Below are 14,861 nucleotides of genomic sequence, written 5' to 3' on the forward strand. Positions count from 1 at the left end.
TGCCCCCTCCCCTCACGACCGCGTCGCCCGGCGGCGTCGCGGATCCGGGATCGTCAGTGCTCGGCGGCCGTCGGAGACGCGGCCGCCTGGGACGCGGTCGTCGTCGTGGACGCTGCGGATCCGGGCCGGGACGGCTCGGCATCTCCCCGGCGCCGGTGCCACCAGCGCAGCGCGTGGTCGATTCCGAACCCCACGATGACGGCGAACACCACCGCGATTCCGACGCCCAGCAGCGGGTTGTCGTGTACCCACTGGCCGGCGAGCAGCCCGATGCCCAGCGCGTAGGCGACCCACGTGATGCAGGCGAACAGGTCGTACAGGAAGAACCGGCGGTGCGGGAATCCGGTCTGACCCGCCACGTAGTTCACCGCGACCCGCCCCCACGGGATGTATCGCGCGGTGAAGATGAGCGCGGCGCCCCGTTTGTCGAGCTCGTACCGGGCCCAGTCGAACATCTTGTGCACCCGCGGCCGGCGCATCCACGCCCAGCGCTCGGTACCGATCGTGCGGCCGAGCAGGTACGCCATGTTGTCCCCGGCGACCGCGCCGACCAGAGCGACCAGGCCGAGCACCACGAGGTTCGGCTCGCCGCTCTGCAGCGACAGGGCGGCGAGCGCGACGAGCGCCGTCTCGCTGGGCAGGATCGTGGCGAACCCGTCGACGAAGAAGAACACCAGCAGCACGGGGAACAGCCAGAGCTGCCCCGCAGCATGCAGCAGCCAGGCGTTCAGCAGGTCCATGCCCTCCACGCTACGGCGCGCGGGAAAGGCCGTCGTCATACCGGAGAATGATGTTCCGAACTGTTCACCGCGGGCGGATGCCCAGAAGCCCAGCCTTCGGCGCGATTCTCACCTCGCCGTCGCGGGACCGGACGCGGGGGGCGGCAGGGGCGTTCAGACCGCTGTCGCATGCTCCGCGCACGGCACCGCCACGCAGGTCGCGCACACCACCGCCTGATGCCGGCACGACGGGTCGGGGCAGTTCGCGGTGCGGTTCGTGGCGGCGCCGCAGCCGGCGCACTCGCCGATGACCGCCGCATGATCGGAGAAGTCCACGGATCCGCGGCCGTCGAACACATACAGGGATCCGTCCCACAGCCCGTCGTCGCCGAACTGCTCGCCGTAGCGGACGATCCCGCCTTCGAGCTGGTAGACCTCGCCGAAGCCGCGCGCCGCCATCAGGCTCGACAGCACCTCGCAGCGGATCCCGCCAGTGCAGTACGTGACGACCGGCCGGCCCTTGAGGTCGTCGTAGGCGCCCGAGTCGAGCAGCCCCACGAAGTCGCGCGTCGTCTCCACCTCCGGCACGATCGCTCCGCGGAAGCGGCCGATCCCGGCCTCCAGGGCGTTGCGCCCGTCGAAGAACACGACGTCGTCCCCGCGCTCTGCCACGAGTTCGTGCAGCGCATCGGGGCTCAGCCGGGTGCCGCCGCCGACCACGCCGTGCTCATCGACCTGCAGTTCGTCCGGGGCGCCGAACGAGACGATCTCGTCGCGGACCTTCACACTGAGCTTGGGGAAGTCGACGCTGTGCCCGTCGGCATCCACCCCGGTGCCCTCGCTCCACTTCACGTCCGCATCGCGGAACGGCGCATAGGAGCGGAACGAGCGCAGCCATTTCTTCACCGCGGGCAGGTCACCGCCGAGGGTGCCGTTGATCCCGTGCTTCGAGATCAGGATCCGCCCGCGCAGGTGCAGTGCCTCGCACAGGTCGCGCTGCCAGAGCCGGATCGCCTCCGGATCCGACAGCGGCGCGAAGGCGTAGAACAGCACGATCTTCGGGGTGGGCACCCAGCGATCCTAGTCGCGCTCCTGCGCGGTCTTCCGCCGCGCCCAGGCTCCGGCCGACTCACTGGACAACGCGAGCAGGGCGAGGCATTGCAGCGACGCGGCGAGGAGCGTGCCGTTGAGCCCGAGCGTCGCCGTGCCGTCGAGGTAGTCGATCGCGGTCGAGAGCACGCCGATCGCCAGCAGCACCATCAGGATCGCCCGGGAGCGCCGTCCCCGCCGCAGCACGAACCAGGCCATGAGCAGCTGCGCGAGCGAGACGAGCACGCCGAACCCGAGGAAACCGATCAGCACGGCCACCTCGGGTGCCTCGCCGGAGGAGAACAGCGCCCGCACGCCCGGGTCGGCCGCGGCCCCGACCGTCAGACCGAGCACGTCGATGATCGCTCCGATCACGACGACGCCGACGGCGAAGAACGTCGACAACGGCGCCCGCCGCACGGACCGCTCGGCCGTGGCGCGCAGCGACTCGCCGTGCCCCTCACGCGGAAGGCCCTCGGCCGACTTCGTGCCGGAGAGATCGTCGGCGCCCTCGTCCGCCTCGCCGGGGGCCGTGCGCACGCGGGTCACGTCGAGGATCGGCAGGTCGCCATCGGTGATGAACCGATCGCCGCCGCCATTGCGGGAGTGATAGCCGGTGGTGAAGTCGTGCAGGAGGCGCAACCGCACGGCGGGATCCGCGTCGCGTGCGCTCTGCACCACGAAATCGCGTTCGACGTCGGTGTTCTCATCGATCCGGTGGGTCACCTGCAGGGTGAACAGGCTGAGCCCGACATCGGTGTCGTAGGTGCCGGCGCCGAGCCAGTCCGTCTTCGCTCCGCCGGGCAGCAGCCAGCCCGGCGGGCAGTGCCAGAACCGCACGTGGTGGCGCTGCTTGGGGTTGCCCGCCACCTCCTGCTGGTACGCGACATCGTGCCGTCGGCCGAACAGCATCAGCGGCGACACGGGTGCCGTCGGATAGCTGCGCCGCGTGAGCGTTGACACGATGATCCCCCAGGTCGAGGCGGCGGTGATCTCGTCTGCACGGTGCCACCTTGCCCTGGTCATCACCTCGTCGAGCTGCGCCGCGGTGCCGTCGACGCCGAGGTTGACCGGATCCCCGAGCAGGCCGTCGCCCGTGCGCGTGCGCCCGAAGAAGTAGTCCGGCACGTAGAGGTCGCTGAGCAGGCGGTGCAGCCGCGGCAGCACGAGATACGCCATGATCGCCCACACGGGGATGAACAGCAGCAGCGCCCACGGCGAGCGGAGGCCCTCGATCGAGATGATGATCGCGAGCCAGACCGCCGAGGCCGTGCCGATCAGGAACGCGATCCGGTCGAACACCGTGGAAGACGGCAACGGCTGCTGCATCTGCAGCGCCCAGCGGCGCCTCGACGGGTGCTGCGCGTCGCTCACGGCTGCCCTCCTTCGCGGTCCTCTCTCATCCTGGCACGGGGGCCGGGCGCCCGCCCGGCTGCCCGGTCAGGACCATCCCGTCGCATCGGATAGGATGGTCAGGTTGTATTCCTGGTGACGTGTCCGAGCGGCCGAAGGAGCACGCTTGGAAAGCGTGTGTTGTGCAAGCAACCGCGGGTTCGAATCCCGCCGTCACCGCCAGATCGAAGGCCCTGACTCCCCCAGAACCGCTGGGGAGCCGGGGCCTTCGTCGTGAACCGGCGCAGCGGCTACTCGCTGAGTGCCTCCGCGACCCGGAAGAGGTGGCGGGAGAGCATGTCCCGCGCGCTGTCGGCCGAACCCGATGCGATCGCGTCGACGATGCGCGCGTGCTCCTCGTCCGAGGAGGACTGCCGGGCCTTGGTGATGTTGAGGAACTCGGACTGGGGATCCAGAGCCTGCCGCAGCGAGTCGACCATGGCTGCGAACACGGGATTGCCGCTCGCCTCCGCGATCAGACGGTGCAACTCCCCGTCCAGGCGCACCCAGGCGCGCAGGTCCGCGGTGTTCCGCATGCGCTCGACGAGGGCGCGCATCCGGTCGAGCTGCTCGGGGGTGCGGCGTTCCGCGGCGTATCCGGCGGCGGGGATCTCGATGTGCGGCCGCGCCTCGATGAGATCGACCGCCGAGTAGCCGCCGAAGGTGAGCCCCTGTCGCGGGCTCTTGGCACGGATGTACGTTCCGCTGCCGGTGAGCGTCTCGGTGAGGCCGAGCGTCGCGCACGCGCCGAGCGCCTCGCGCAGGATGGCGCGGCTCACGCCGAACCGCTTCGCCAGCTCGACCTCTCCGGGAAGCCGGTCGCCGACCGCCACGCCGTCGCTCGCGATGAGTGCGAGCAGCGCCTGGAACGTCGCCTCCGCGGCGCTGACGCGCTTGATCGGGGTGACGGGAACGGCGTCCTCGAGCACGATCCACCTCAGCTCTTCCGGAAGCCTCAGCATACCGGCGCCCCTGCGGCCCCTTTGCGCAGCAGCACGTGCGCACCCTAAGCTGTCCGACAGCTGGACAGAAACTGTCCAACCAACCGCCGATGAAGGAAGGCTTTGGGGTGACGCAGAACAAAGAGGTTCAGGTCGAGAACGGGCGACAGGAAGCCGTCGCAGACGTGGGCGACCAGGGGTACAAGAAGGCGCTCAAGCGCCGGCACATGAACATGATCGCCATCGGCGGATCGATCGGAACCGGCCTGTTCCTCGGCGCGAGCGGCCGCATGGAGATCGCAGGACCCTCACTGGCCGTCGTCTACATCGTCTGCGGCCTCTTCGCGTTCATCGTCGTCCGGGCCCTGGGCGAGCTGGTGATGTACCGCCCGTCGTCGGGCGCGTTCGTCTCGTACGCGCGCGAGTTCATGGGAGAGAAGGGCGCCTTCACGGTCGGGTGGTTGTTCTTCCTCGACTGGGGCACGACGGTGATCGCCGACATCACCGCGATCGCGCTCTACACGCACTTCTGGTCGTTCTTCACCCCCATCCCGCAATGGGTGATCGCGCTGGTCGCGCTCGTGATCGTCATGGCGATGAACGTCACCTCGGCGGTGCTGTTCGGGGAACTGGAGTACTGGTTCGCGCTGATCAAGGTCGGCGCGATCGTGCTGTTCGGCATCCTGGGCGTCTACCTCATCGTCACCCAGACGCCGATCAACGGACACACCCCCGGCCTCTCGATGATCGCCGACAACGGCGGGTTCTTCCCGATGGGGGTCGGCGCCATGTTCGTCATCGCTCTCGGCGTCGTCTTCGCCTACGGCGGCACCGAGATGGTCGGCGTCGCCGCCGGCGAGGCCCAGGACGCCCGCTCGGTCGTCCCCCGTGCGGTCAACTCCATCATGTGGCGCATCATGCTCTTCTACGCCGGATCGGTCGTGCTCTTCACCCTCCTGATGCCGTGGAACGCGTACAAGGCGGACGAGAGCCCGTTCGTGACGGTCATGGGCGCTATCGGGATCCCGCACGCCGGCGACATCATGAACCTCGTCGTCCTCACCGCCGCCATGTCGAGCCTGAACGCCGGGCTGTACTCCACCGGTCGCACGCTGCGCTCGCTCGCGATGGCCGGCACCGGACCGAAGTTCGCCAAGCGGATGAACAAGGCAGGCGTCCCGTACGGCGGGATCCTGATCACGACCGCGCTCGGAGCGGTCGGCGTCTTCCTGAACATAGTCGTCCCCGGTCAGGTGTTCGAGATCGTGCTCAACCTCGCGGGCCTGGGAATCGTCGGGGTCTGGGCGTCGATCATCGTCTGCCACTGGCTGTTCATCCGCAAGATGAAGCGGGACGGACGGGAGCGCCCGGCATTCCGTCTGCCGTGGGCGCCCGTCACCAACGGCGTCACCCTGGGATTCCTCGCGCTGGTCGTGCTCCTCATGGCCCTCGACCCGGGGGTCGGTCGCATCACCCTGATCGCGTTCGTCGTGGTCATCATCCTCCTCGTGATCGGCTGGTACGCCGTCCGCGGGCGGATCGACGCGCACGCGCTCACCACAGCGATCGACGTGCGTCCAGCGGGCATCGACGACGCGCCGACCGCTCCGGGCGCGAATGACTGAGCAGCAGCAGAAGCCGGGAGGATCCGTGACCGCTCAGCGGCCCCGGTCCTCCCGCCCGCTCGCGATCCTCTACACCGGCGGCACGTTCGGGATGGTCCCGTCTGCGCACGGCCTGGTTCCGAACCCGCGCCTGCGGACCGAGATCGAGGGCCTCATGGCGGGAGTCAGGGGAACCGACGGGCAGCCGGCCGAGTGGGTCTACACGGAGACCCAGCGCGCGATGGACAGCGCCGAGATGGACTGCGCGGCGCTCGGCCGACTCGCCGATCAGCTGCGGGAGATCATCACCCGGGACGATCCCCGCGCGGTCGTCGTGATCCACGGCAGCGACACCCTGGCGTACAGCGCGGCGTTCGCCGCCTTCGCGCTCGCCGATCTGCCGACGCCGATCATGTTCACGGGAGCCCAGCTCCCGATCGGATTCGAGGGCACCGACGCGATCGACAACTTCTCCCTCGCGATCTCCGCTCCCGACCGGGATGCGCTGCAGGGCGTGCACATCGCGTTCGGCGGATCCGTGCTCCCCGCCGTGCGGGCGACCAAGCGCTCGGCCCAGAGCCTGCAGGCGTTCGCCGCACCACGGACGCTCGCGGCGGAGCCGGTCGGGGTCGACGACCGGCTCGCCGACGCGCTGCGACGCGCGGCCGGCGCACCGGCGCCGAGAACCGGACTGGTGAAGGTCGTCCCCGGTGTGAACGCACTGCAGCTGGTCGCCGCGATGAACGAGTGCCCGACCGGGATCGTGCTGGAATGCTACGGATCCGGGACGGCACCGGCCGTGAGCGGCGGGCTCGCCGATGCGATCCGCGCCGCCACCGGGCGAGGCACGGTCGTGCTCGCCGTCACGCAGTGCGAGGACGGATCGGTGGTGCTCGACAGGTACGCGGTCGGATCCGCCTTGGCCGACGCGGGAGCGATCGGCGCCGGCGACATGACCAGCGAAGCCGCGCTCGGAAAGCTGGGTGCGCTGGCGCGTGCGGGCTTCGCGGGTGCCGAGCTCAGGGACTACCTCGGGACGAACCTGATCGGGGAACGGCACGGGTGAGACGCCCTGTGGCGAGGCGCGCGCGTGGTGAAACCACCCGCCCTGCCACCAGGGAGCAGACGCGGCGTGCGGTGGGCGGGATGTCGGGGGATCTCCCGCCCGCCGCACGTCGCCAGAGCCCGGACGACGACGGTTCTGATGCTCAGAGGGCCCCTGCAGCGGGGATCCTGATCCCGTACGTCGTACTGCCGTCGCCCGAGGCGAGCTTCGTGAAGCCGAGCCGCTCGTAGAAGGCGCCGGCGGAGTGATTGTCGGCGTTCATGGCCAGGTGCAGGCCTGGGACGCCGCGGTAACCCAGCTCAGCGAGCAGGGTGTCGATGAGCCGCCGCCCGAGGCCCTGCCCCTGGGTCTCCGGAAGCAGGTCGATGTGCAGGTGCGCCGGGTACTCCTGCACGATCGGATCATCGCCGGGCTTCTGCCGGTCGCCGTACGCGATGAAGCGGTCCTGCGGCGTCGGCTCGGCCGCACCCGACGCGCGGTAGCGGTCCCGTCGGGACGGCCACCATTCGTCGCGGAACCACGAGGCGAACGCGTTCGTGTCATCGGTGGCGACGACATAGCCGATCACTCGCGCGTCATCGGCCTCGACCACCCAGCACAGGCCCGGATCGCGCCGCGCGTAGGGGACCGCGAACAGGTCGCCCCAGAGCGCGTCGTCCTCGAGCATGCCGGTCGCGTCGGCGCCGACGTCGGCCGTCTTCACGCATACGTCGTAGAGCCCGTCGACGTCCTCGGGGCGGAACGGGCGGATGCGTGCCACGTGGCCATACCTTTCTCTCGGCGCCCCGCGTCTCGCTTGCGCTCGCTCAGGGACCACGAGACGAGGGCCGCTCAGGGACCTGCGGATCCCCTCAGCCTAGCGAGGCGGATCCGCCCAGGGATCCCGCGTCGACGCCTCGTCGAGCACGCGCGGAAGCCGGACCCAGCGCCACAGCACCGCCGCCACCAGGAACGCCGTGCCCGCACCGATGAGCGCACCGCCGACGGTGTCGCTGAACCAGTGCACGCTGAGCACGGTGCGCGAGAATCCCATCGCCACCGTCCACACCGCTCCCCCGATGGCCACCCACAGCGTCGGGAACAAGAACCACAGCACCACGGCGACGGCCGCGGCGTTCGCGGTGTGACCGGACGGGAAGGACCCGAAATCCGACGCGATCAGCAGATCCTGCGGGCGCGCACGCCCCAGCGACCTCTTCACGAGCTGCACCACGCCCGCGCTCACCACGAATGCGATCAGCGTGAACAGGGCGCCGCGCCAGCCCCGCACCAGCCAGGCGAGCGCCGCGATCACGAGGGGCGTGAGGATCGTCGCGACCCATCCTCCGCCGAGCACGTTCATGACCAGCGCCCAGCCGACGAGCACGGGGCCGCGCCACTCGCCCATCTCCAGGTTCCAGGCGTCGTCGAGCGACACGATCACGCCGGGGGCCGTGGCCAGCACCACCGCGGCGACGACCGTTGCCGTCACCCCGATGATGCCGAGGATGAGGGCGAGCCGACGTGTCATCCGGCCATTCTCCCCCGACGCGCTGTCGCACTTCGCATCCGGCGCCGACGCCGCGCCGGTGGAACGACGAAGGCCGGCACCCGCCGAGAGGGGCACCGGCCTTCGAGGGATCGCTCGGATCAGCCCTTCGTCGCGCCGGCCAGGAGGCCGCGCACGAAGAACCGCTGCAGTGCGAAGAACACGATCAGCGGAACGATGATCGAGATGAACGTACCCGCGGACTGCAGGTACCACTGATTGCCCCAGGTGCCGGACAGCGAGTTCAGCGTCTGGGTCAGTGGCAACGACGATTCGGGCGCGAAGATCGTCGCCACGAGCAGGTCGTTCCACACCCACAGGAACTGGAAGATCGCGAACGACGCGATGGCAGGCATCGCCAGCGGCAGGATGATCCGGAAGAAGATCTGCCCGTGTCCTGCCCCGTCCACGCGGGCCGCCTCGACCACCTCGCCCGGGATCTCGGCGATGAAGTTGTGCAGCATGAAGATCGCCAGGGGCATCGCGAAGATCGCGTGCGCGATCCAGACTGTGGCGAAGCTGTGGTCGACGTCGCGCAGGGTGAAGCCCGGGAAGATCTGCGTCCCGAACAGGGTGAGCCCTCGCGAGAACAGCGACAGCAGCGGCACCAGGGCCATCTGGATCGGCACGATCTGCAACGCGAACACGAACACGAACACGAGGTTCTTGCCCTTGAAGTTCATCCACGCGAAGCCGTAGGCCGCGAGCGAGGCGATGAAGATCGGGATCACCGTGGCCGGGATCGTGATCGCCAGCGAGTTCACGAACGAGGCGCCGAGGGTGAGAGCCGTGCCGCCGGAGTTCAGCGCGTCGGCGTAGTTGCTGAGCGTGAACGACGGATTGACGAAGACCGTCCACCAGCCCGTGCTGTTCGAGTCCGCCCCGGGACGGAACGACGTGACGAACAGCCCGAGCGTCGGGATCGTCCAGAAGATCGCGATGATCACCGCGGCGATGGTGGCGCCCCTCGACGTGAGCCGCTTCTGCGCGGTCGCCTCGTTGCGGCGGGTGTCGCGTTCGACCTGGCGCTTGCTGCGATTGTCGGTGACGATCGCCTGTGTCGCACTCATCAGCGGATCTCCCTCTGCTTGGCCATCTGCCGGGCGTTGTAGATGATCAGCGGCAGCACGAACAGGAACAGCACCACGGCCAGCGCCGACGAGTGCCCGTAGCTCTGGAAGCGCTGCTGCTGGTTGACCATCTCGAAGCCGAGCACGGTGCTGTTGGCCCGACCGCCGGTCATCACCGCGACGATGTCGTAGACCTTGAGCGATGCGATCGTGATGGTGGTCAGCACCACGATGAGCGACGAGCGGATCCCTGGGACCGTGACGTTGCGGAACCTCTCCCAGGCGTTCGCGCCGTCCAGCGACGCCGCCTCGATCTGCTCGGTCGGAACCGCCTTGATGGCCGCGGACAGAATCACCATGGCGAACCCGGTCTGCGTCCAGATGAACACGATGAGCAGGCAGATCGTGTTGACCAGCGGAGTGGTGTCCAGCCAGGACACCGGCTTGCCGCCGAACAGCGTCACGATCGCATTGAGCAGGCCGATCTGGTCGCCCTGCCGGAAGTCGTAGATGAACTTCCAGATGATGCCGGCGCCGACGAAGGAGATCGCGACGGGCATGAAGACGAACACCTTGAGGATCTTCTCGCCGCGGGCGCGGTCGATGAACACGGCATAGGCGAGTCCGAAGATCGTCGACACGATCGGCGCGATGAGCGCCCAGATCAGCGTGTTGATGACGGACCAGAAGCCCTCCGGGTTCGTGAAGACCCACTGGTAGTTCTCGAGTGCGACGAAGTCCTTGCCCGTCTTGTCGAAGAACGACTGGATGATCGTCGACACGGCCGGGTAGATGAGGCCGACGATGAGGAGAAGGGTGGCCGGCGCCATGAACAGCGTGAGCTGGAACAGGTAGCCGGAGCCCTCACGCGCGCGGTAGTCGGCGAAGAACAGCAGGCCGCCGGCGACCAGGGCGATGATCATGACGTAGACGACGGCGTTCTGGTAGGGCCGCAGCATCATGAACGCGAGCACCGGGATCGCGAAGCACGCCACCAGACGCAGCCAGAAATAGCCCTTCCCGTGCCGCGGCGCGTACTCGATGAGCACCAGCAGGATGCCCGCGACGATGGCGAACACGAGGAGCACGAGCGGGATCTGCAGCAGCGGGTTCAGCCCGCCGAGCCACGTGAAGAAGCTGTTCAGTGAGAAGCCGAGCGACGTCGGCTTCGGGTTGTCCGCCGGACCACCGGCGAGGAGGGCGATGAACACCCCGATGATCACGACTGCGCCCACGATGTAGGCGCCGATCGTGACGGATCGGGAAGCGGTCGTGCGGCCGGAACTCACGGACTCGGTCTTGCGATCGGATCGCGTGGTCTCGGTCGCTGTGGATTGCGACATAGGGACCCCTTATGACGGTTCGACGATGAACACTTTCAGGACCTTCCCGAAACGACTGCGGGGCCGCCCGCGATGGCGGACGACCCCGCAGCCTCTCAGGTGGTACTCAGACTAGTTCTTGTAGCCGGCCTGGATGTCGCTCAGGACCTGATCGGTCGGCTTTCCGTCGACCCAGCTGACCATGCCCTTCCAGAACGAGCCCGAACCGACGGTGGCCGGCATCAGGTCGCTCGCGTCGAAACGCAGCGTGGTCTTGGGATCCTGCAGCGTCTTCATCGCGTCCTGCAGGAACTGGCTGGATGCCAGCGAGGCGTCCGCGTTCTTGTTGGCCGAGATGACGCCGCCGAGCTTGACGCGGGCGTTCGCGAACTCGGGCGAGGACATGAACTCCAGGACCTTCTTGGTCGCGGCGCTGTCGGTGAAGCCCGCGACGAACTCGCCGCCGCCTTCGATGGTGTTCTCACCCTCCTTGACGCCGGGGAGCACGAACGCGTACACGTCGCCGTCGGGGGCGACCTTCGGCGCGGCGCCCGCCTTGGTCTTCACGTCGAGGAAGTTCGACGAGAGGAACGAGGCCTGGTGCGTCATCAGGCAGGTGCCGTCGGCGACCTTGGCCGCGACGTCCGCGAACGCGGTCGAGTTGATGCTCTTCACGTCGCCGAAGCCCGCGTTGACGTAGTTCGGGTCGAGCAGGATGGAACCCACCGCGTCGAAGGCCTGCTTGATCTGCGGGTCGGTGAACTTGACGTCGCCCGCGACCCACTTGTCGTAGACGTCGGTGCCGCTCTGACGCAGCACGAGGTCCTCGATCCAGTCGGTGCCCGGCCAGCCGGAGGCGTCACCCGAGGCGAAGCCCGCGCACCACGGAGCGGCACCGGTCTTCTCCTGAAGCGTCTTGGTGAGTGCCAGCAGGTCGTCCCAGGTCTTCGGCACCTCGACGCCGAGTTCCTTGAACTTCGCCGGCGAGTACCAGACGTAGCCCTTGACGTTGGCAAGCATCGGGGCGGCGTAGAACTTGCCGTCGATGGTGCCGTACGTCTTCCAGTCCTTCGACCAGTTCTTGTCGACGTTGGCGGAGACCTCCGAAGGGGCCTCCTTGACCTGACCGGTGCCGACCAGGCTCTTCAGCAGACCCGGCTGCGGCACGATGGCGATGTCCGGGGCGCTACCACCGGACACCTTGGTGACGATGTTGCCCTCGAAGCCCTTGTCACCCGTGTAGACGACCTTGATGCCGGAGTCCTTCGTGAACTGGTCGAAGGACTTGTTCAGCAGATCCGCCTCGGATCCGGTGATACCGCCGGAGATCTTGACGGTCTCCCCCTTGCCGGACGAATCCCCACCGCCGGACGAGCCGCCTTCGGCACAGCCCGCGAGCGCGAGTCCGGACACCGCAAGCAGCGCCAGAGGCGCGATCAGGCGACGTCGCTGAGACATTCCCATACGTTTTCTCCTTCGAATTCGCGGGGTCGAGTTCCCCAGCGCTGGGGGCTCCTTCAGGAACCGCTTCCAGGCGACACTAGTGACCCTCGTACCCATTGCGCAACGTGCGTCGGATCACAACTGGGTAACCGGGCTCGTCGCGGGGCCGGATCCATGGGAGCGCTTTCAAGGAACCGGTTCCATAGTGTGTGAGATATCGCTATGGTGAGGGGATCCGTTTCGAGGAGGACACGCCGTGACCGGGATCATCGACGTCGCACTGCGGGCGGGCGTGGCGAAATCGACGGCCAGTCGCGCGCTCAGCGGGAACGGCTACGTGTCCGCAGAGACGAGAGAACGCGTCGAGCGCGCCGCACGGGAACTCGCCTATTCCGCGCACTCCAGCGCGTCGAGCCTGGCCACGGGGCGCACCTCGACGATCGGCGTCATCATGCCGATGGCCGACCGATGGTATTTCGCCGAGCTGCTCGCCGGCCTCCAGCAGGCGCTCATCGCCGACGGCCTCGACCTCGCGCTCTACGGCGCCGCGGAAGGCAGCGCCGAGCGCGCCCGAATGCTCGATCACGCCCTGGCCGGTCGCCGCTTCGACGGCATCATCGCCGTCTGCCTCCAGCCGGGAGCGCACGAGCTGGAACGCCTGGCGGGCATCGGTCTGCCGCTCGTGTCGGTCGGACCGTTCACCGAGGGGGCCGACACCGTCACGATCGACGATGTGGCGGCCGCACGGGTCGCCACGGAGCATCTGATCGACCTCGGCCACGAGGACATCGCGTTCCTCGGCGACGCGCTGGACGGCGACCGTTTCAGCTACGGCGAGCACAAGCGCCTGGACGGCTACCGCCAGGCGATGACCACCGCCGGGCTCGAGCACCGGATCCGCGCGGTGCGCACGACGTCCACGATCCCCGAGGCATTCGCCACGGCCGCAGCACTGCTCGCCGATCGTCGTCACCGCCCCACCGCGATCGCGGCTGTGTGCGACGAGGCGGCCGTGGGCGCGATCATCGCCGCGCAGCGCCTCGGCATCGGCGTACCCAGCGAGCTGAGCGTGATCGGGATCGACGACCACCGCTACGCCGAGATGTTCAGCCTCACCACGATCCGGCAGAACCCACGGGAGCAGGGCATCGAGGCGGTTCGCCTGCTGCAGGCGCGGATGCAGGACACCGACGCGCCCCTCGAGCACGTGATCTCCCCGGCGACACTGGTGGCCCGCCAGTCGACGGCGGTCCCACGCCTGGAAACCGCCCGCTGACCTGCTGCCGAGCCGCTCGACGAGCTCGACGAGCCGGGTCCGCGAGAGACGCACGAAGGCCCCGGGAGAGCCCGGGGCCTTCGCAGCGTCGGAACGCGAGGAGAGGCGCCTTGCGCCTCGCTCGACGGACCTTACTTGAGGGTGACCGTCGCGCCGGCCTCTTCCAGGGAAGCCTTGGCCTTCTCGGCAGCCTCCTTGTTGGCGCCCTCGAGGACGGCCTTCGGGGCACCGTCGACGACAGCCTTGGCCTCGCCGAGGCCCAGCGAGGTGAGCTCGCGGACGACCTTGATGACCTGGATCTTCTTGTCGCCGGCAGCCTCGAGGATGACGTCGAACGAGTCCTTCTCCTCCTCGGCCTCGGCAGCACCAGCGCCACCCGCAGCGCCGGCAACGGCGACGGGAGCAGCAGCGGTGACGTCGAACTTCTCCTCGAACGCCTTCACGAACTCGCTGAGCTCGACAAGGGTCAGACCAGCGAACTGGTCGAGCAGCTCCTCAGTGGTGAGCTTCGCCATGATGTTTCTCCTAATAGATGGGGTTTTTGGGAAAAGACCGGGGAGGCTCAGGCAGCCTCAGCGGTCTCCAGCTTCTCGCGAAGAGCGTCGATGGTGGCCGCAGCCTTGCCCATCGTCGCCTTCATCATGCCCGCGGCCTTCGCAAGCAGAACCTCACGGCTCTCCAGCGAGGCGTACTTGTTGACCTCGTCGGCACTCAGGGCGTTGCCCTCGAAGATGCCGCCCTTGATCACGAGAAGCGGGTTCGCCTTGGCGAAGTCACGCAGAGCCTTGGCGGTGGCGACGAAGTCGCCGTGCACGAACGCGACGGCCGACGGACCCTTGAGGTCGTCGTCCAGCGCCGTGATCCCCGCGTTGTTCGCGGCGATCTTGGTCAGCGTGTTCTTCACCACGGCGTAGCTCGCGTCCTGACGGATGTTGTTGCGCAGCTGCTTGAGCTGGGCAACCGTCAGACCGCGGTACTCGGTCAGCAGGACGGCGTTCGAGTCCTCGAAATTCTTCGTGAGCTCGGCGACCGATGCATCCTTCTGCGCCATGGTCACTCCTTGATGAGTACGGGATGCTCCACGGCGGTGGAGCACCGACCTCGACCGCCGCGCTCTGCAGGCAAACAAAAACGCTCCGGCGCAAGCGCACGGAGCGTGATCCAGGATCTGGAGATCGTTCGTGACACCTGCGCGGGCCTCTGCTGATCGGATCCAGGATCCGGCAGTGCTTCGATCGCCTCATGCTCGCGCACACGACGATGACCAGCGGTCTTCGGTTACGTCAAGACTACGGCATCCTGCCCCCTCGCCCAAATCGAGAAGGGCTGCCGCCACAGGATCCCGGTCAGACACGCGGCCACCCGCCACCTCCCCACTCGTCTCCCGTGCTTGCCTCCTGCATTCCGCCGA

General features: G+C 68.2%; 14 protein-coding genes and 1 tRNA gene. 4 read left to right on the forward strand and 11 right to left on the reverse strand.

Going from position 1 to position 14,861, the window contains the following annotated elements; translation table 11 throughout:
- Window positions 1-53: 53 nt before the first annotated feature.
- The 3 genes from AC1DCT_RS06835 to AC1DCT_RS06845 all read right to left on the reverse strand — a co-directional run bounded on the left by AC1DCT_RS06835 (window position 54) and on the right by AC1DCT_RS06845 (window position 3,182).
- The gene (locus AC1DCT_RS06835; RefSeq protein WP_441977700.1) at window positions 54-740 is read right to left on the reverse strand and encodes a DedA family protein; all 687 of its coding nucleotides are present in this window, start codon (window positions 738-740) and stop codon (window positions 54-56) included.
- A 153-nt stretch (window positions 741-893) separates the two neighbouring features.
- Window positions 894-1,790 (reverse strand): oxygen-dependent tRNA uridine(34) hydroxylase TrhO, encoded by an 897-nt coding sequence (trhO, locus tag AC1DCT_RS06840; RefSeq protein ID WP_477229573.1) that lies wholly within the window; start codon window positions 1,788-1,790, stop codon window positions 894-896.
- 9 nt (window positions 1,791-1,799) lie between these two features.
- The gene (locus AC1DCT_RS06845) at window positions 1,800-3,182 is read right to left on the reverse strand and encodes an LssY C-terminal domain-containing protein (protein WP_477428178.1); all 1,383 of its coding nucleotides are present in this window, start codon (window positions 3,180-3,182) and stop codon (window positions 1,800-1,802) included.
- Window positions 3,183-3,295: 113 nt separating this feature from the next.
- On the opposite strand from AC1DCT_RS06845, the gene AC1DCT_RS06850 reads away from it, so the two are divergent.
- A tRNA-Ser gene (locus tag AC1DCT_RS06850) sits at window positions 3,296-3,383 on the forward strand.
- Window positions 3,384-3,451: 68 nt separating this feature from the next.
- Here AC1DCT_RS06850 and AC1DCT_RS06855 read toward each other — a convergent pair.
- Window positions 3,452-4,162, reverse strand: coding sequence for a FadR/GntR family transcriptional regulator (locus tag AC1DCT_RS06855; protein WP_477229575.1), 711 nt, complete (start codon window positions 4,160-4,162; stop codon window positions 3,452-3,454).
- A gap of 107 nt (window positions 4,163-4,269) precedes the next feature.
- Here AC1DCT_RS06855 and AC1DCT_RS06860 point away from each other — a divergent pair, with 107 nt between their 5' ends.
- Together AC1DCT_RS06860 and AC1DCT_RS06865 are read left to right on the forward strand one after the other, a co-directional pair.
- A complete protein-coding gene (locus AC1DCT_RS06860) occupies window positions 4,270-5,766 on the forward strand; it encodes an amino acid permease (RefSeq protein ID WP_477428180.1) in 1,497 nt (498 codons plus the stop codon).
- Window positions 5,767-5,791: 25 nt separating this feature from the next.
- Window positions 5,792-6,811 (forward strand): asparaginase domain-containing protein, encoded by a 1,020-nt coding sequence (locus AC1DCT_RS06865; protein WP_477229577.1) that lies wholly within the window; start codon window positions 5,792-5,794, stop codon window positions 6,809-6,811.
- A gap of 142 nt (window positions 6,812-6,953) precedes the next feature.
- Here AC1DCT_RS06865 and AC1DCT_RS06870 read toward each other — a convergent pair whose 3' ends face one another.
- The 5 genes from AC1DCT_RS06870 to AC1DCT_RS06890 form a co-directional block, all read right to left on the reverse strand.
- A complete protein-coding gene (locus tag AC1DCT_RS06870; protein ID WP_477428182.1) occupies window positions 6,954-7,571 on the reverse strand; it encodes a GNAT family N-acetyltransferase in 618 nt (205 codons plus the stop codon).
- A 96-nt stretch (window positions 7,572-7,667) separates the two neighbouring features.
- Window positions 7,668-8,321: a phosphatase PAP2 family protein gene (locus AC1DCT_RS06875; protein WP_477428184.1), complete on the reverse strand. Its 654-nt coding sequence runs from the start codon at window positions 8,319-8,321 to the stop codon at window positions 7,668-7,670.
- 119 nt (window positions 8,322-8,440) lie between these two features.
- Complete coding sequence (locus AC1DCT_RS06880; protein WP_440733897.1) at window positions 8,441-9,409, reverse strand: carbohydrate ABC transporter permease; 969 nt, start codon at window positions 9,407-9,409, stop codon at window positions 8,441-8,443.
- Window positions 9,409-10,752 carry a carbohydrate ABC transporter permease gene (locus tag AC1DCT_RS06885; protein ID WP_441977708.1) on the reverse strand — a complete coding sequence of 448 codons (1,344 nt, stop codon included), beginning with the start codon at window positions 10,750-10,752 and terminating at the stop codon, window positions 9,409-9,411. The genes AC1DCT_RS06880 and AC1DCT_RS06885 overlap by 1 nt, the downstream gene beginning before the upstream one ends.
- Before the next feature lie 111 nt (window positions 10,753-10,863).
- A complete protein-coding gene (locus tag AC1DCT_RS06890) occupies window positions 10,864-12,195 on the reverse strand; it encodes an ABC transporter substrate-binding protein (protein WP_440733899.1) in 1,332 nt (443 codons plus the stop codon).
- Between the two features lie 235 nt (window positions 12,196-12,430).
- Here AC1DCT_RS06890 and AC1DCT_RS06895 point away from each other — a divergent pair, with 235 nt between their 5' ends.
- A complete protein-coding gene (locus tag AC1DCT_RS06895; protein ID WP_440733900.1) occupies window positions 12,431-13,450 on the forward strand; it encodes a LacI family DNA-binding transcriptional regulator in 1,020 nt (339 codons plus the stop codon).
- A 131-nt stretch (window positions 13,451-13,581) separates the two neighbouring features.
- On the opposite strand, the gene rplL is transcribed toward AC1DCT_RS06895, so the two are convergent.
- Together rplL and rplJ are read right to left on the reverse strand one after the other, a co-directional pair.
- Window positions 13,582-13,965, reverse strand: a complete 384-nt coding sequence (gene rplL, locus AC1DCT_RS06900; protein ID WP_045250549.1) for a 50S ribosomal protein L7/L12 — start codon at window positions 13,963-13,965, stop codon at window positions 13,582-13,584.
- Between the two features lie 47 nt (window positions 13,966-14,012).
- Window positions 14,013-14,501: a 50S ribosomal protein L10 gene (rplJ, locus tag AC1DCT_RS06905; protein WP_045273388.1), complete on the reverse strand. Its 489-nt coding sequence runs from the start codon at window positions 14,499-14,501 to the stop codon at window positions 14,013-14,015.
- Window positions 14,502-14,861 lie beyond the last annotated feature (360 nt).

This window comes from Microbacterium sp. 10L49 (genome assembly GCF_056395125.1).

Bases quoted from the DNA above. Each gene is read 5' to 3' on its own strand.
- AC1DCT_RS06835 (WP_441977700.1), bottom strand. From the start codon at position 740: ATGGACCTGCTGAACGCCTGGCTGCTGCATGCTGCGGGGCAGCTCTGG.
- AC1DCT_RS06855 (WP_477229575.1), bottom strand. From the start codon at position 4,162: ATGCTGAGGCTTCCGGAAGAGCTGAGGTGGATCGTGCTCGAGGACGCC.
- AC1DCT_RS06875 (WP_477428184.1), bottom strand. From the start codon at position 8,321: ATGACACGTCGGCTCGCCCTCATCCTCGGCATCATCGGGGTGACGGCA.
- AC1DCT_RS06880 (WP_440733897.1), bottom strand. From the start codon at position 9,409: ATGAGTGCGACACAGGCGATCGTCACCGACAATCGCAGCAAGCGCCAG.
- AC1DCT_RS06885 (WP_441977708.1), bottom strand. From the start codon at position 10,752: ATGTCGCAATCCACAGCGACCGAGACCACGCGATCCGATCGCAAGACC.
- AC1DCT_RS06890 (WP_440733899.1), bottom strand. From the start codon at position 12,195: ATGGGAATGTCTCAGCGACGTCGCCTGATCGCGCCTCTGGCGCTGCTT.
- rplL (WP_045250549.1), bottom strand. From the start codon at position 13,965: ATGGCGAAGCTCACCACTGAGGAGCTGCTCGACCAGTTCGCTGGTCTG.
- rplJ (WP_045273388.1), bottom strand. From the start codon at position 14,501: ATGGCGCAGAAGGATGCATCGGTCGCCGAGCTCACGAAGAATTTCGAG.